The following is a 1,406-nucleotide window of genomic DNA, read 5'->3' as shown; positions in this document are numbered from 1 at the left end:
GCCAGGACGAGCGCTGCGGTCCAGGCGCGGTGCAGTCCGATCAGGATCCTTCGAAGAGGCATGGTCGACCTCCAGGGTCGCTCCGGGGGGAGGTGCGCCACTCCCGCGCCGTCGGCGGGTCGTGGTGCACGAGCGATGACGGCTCTGGCGCCGTCGGTTCGGGGGTGGGAGCACGGTGGTGGCCGTCCGGCGGACGGCGCTGGGTGGGGTGGATGCGCTCCCATCGCCAGGTAACTCGGAGCCCACGGGCAGCGTCAATACGCGGTTGAAAGTTTCGGTGATGTTTCGGAAACTTTGCGCCCGCCGCGCTCGAACCGGACGGGGCGCCGCGATCGCTTCGCCGTCGGCAGCGGATGACCATCAACAATCAGGCTAATTCAAGGACTTGACAGATACTCAGCACCACTGCACCACCACGTCGCCGCCGCCCGATTTCCGTTGACTCGGCGCCCCGGCGCGGGCTAGTTTCACGGAAACGCTTCCACCTCCCCACGGGTCCCATGCGACCCTCAAATGGGAGCGCTCCCAGCTGTGACTCCGAACAGGAGATGAGTCCCGCATGGACGAGCCACGTACGCAGTTGGGTGACGCCGTCGGCACCCAGTTCGTCGAGCGCAACCTCGACCTCGTCGGCAAGCTCTATCAGCGATCCGTCCTCCCCTCCGTCCTCGACGTCGCGCGAGGACGGCGCCTGGCCTCCCCGCTCGTGGTCGACCTCGACCCGACCACCGTCTGCGACCTGGCCTGTCCGGAGTGCATCTCCTCCCAGGTCCTGCACCACGGGCAGATCGGCCAGGACCGCATCCTGCGCCTCGCCCACGAACTCGCGGACTCCAAGGTCCTCGCCGTGATCCTGATCGGCGGCGGCGAGCCGCTGATGCACCGCTCCGCGGGGCGGATCATCGAGGTGCTCCACGCGGCGGGCATCAAGCTCGGCCGGGGCGCAGAGCGTGATGGTCTCCTTCAGCAGCTGGGAGGACCCGGCCAACTACGACCACACACCGGGCGGCGGCGAGCCCTACAACCACAAGGTGCACGGCAGCCGGTACCTGATCACCGACGTGCTCAAGGGCGCCCTGGGCTTCGACGGCATCGTGATCTCCGACTGGGACGCGCACGCCGAGGTCGCGCGCTGCTCGGCCGGGGACGCCGGGTACGCGATCAACGCGGGCCTCGACGTGCTCATGGTGGCGGGCCGCGAGGCGTGGCAGAGCGTCCACCGCACGGCCGTGGCGCAGGTCCGGGCCGGTGTCATCCCGCAGGAGCGGATCGACGACGCCGTCTCCCGCGTCCTGCGGGTCAAGCTGCGCGCCGGGCTGTGGGACAAGCCCCGGCCCGCCGAGCGGTCGCTGACCCGCCCGGGCGCCCCGGTGGTGATCGGCTCACCGGAGCACCGGGCGCTGGCC

General features: G+C 70.1%; 1 protein-coding gene and 1 pseudogene. One reads left to right on the top strand and one right to left on the bottom strand.

Annotated features, from left to right (window positions below; genetic code table 11):
* Positions 1–367: 367 nt before the first annotated feature.
* The gene (locus tag AB0O00_RS39430) at positions 368–916 is read right to left on the bottom strand and encodes a hypothetical protein (RefSeq protein WP_363659486.1); all 549 of its coding nucleotides are present in this window, start codon (positions 914–916) and stop codon (positions 368–370) included.
* A 28-nt stretch (positions 917–944) separates the two neighbouring features.
* Between AB0O00_RS39430 and AB0O00_RS39425 the strand changes: the two are divergent.
* A pseudogene (locus tag AB0O00_RS39425) lies at positions 945–1,406 on the top strand (glycoside hydrolase family 3 N-terminal domain-containing protein); the annotation flags it as partial.

The organism is Kitasatospora sp. NPDC093558 (assembly GCF_040683475.1).
Taxonomy (GTDB): Bacteria; Actinomycetota; Actinomycetes; order Streptomycetales; family Streptomycetaceae; genus Kitasatospora.
The sequence above is the reverse complement of the archived record's forward strand: the minus strand, read 5'-3'. Positions and strand labels throughout refer to the sequence as shown.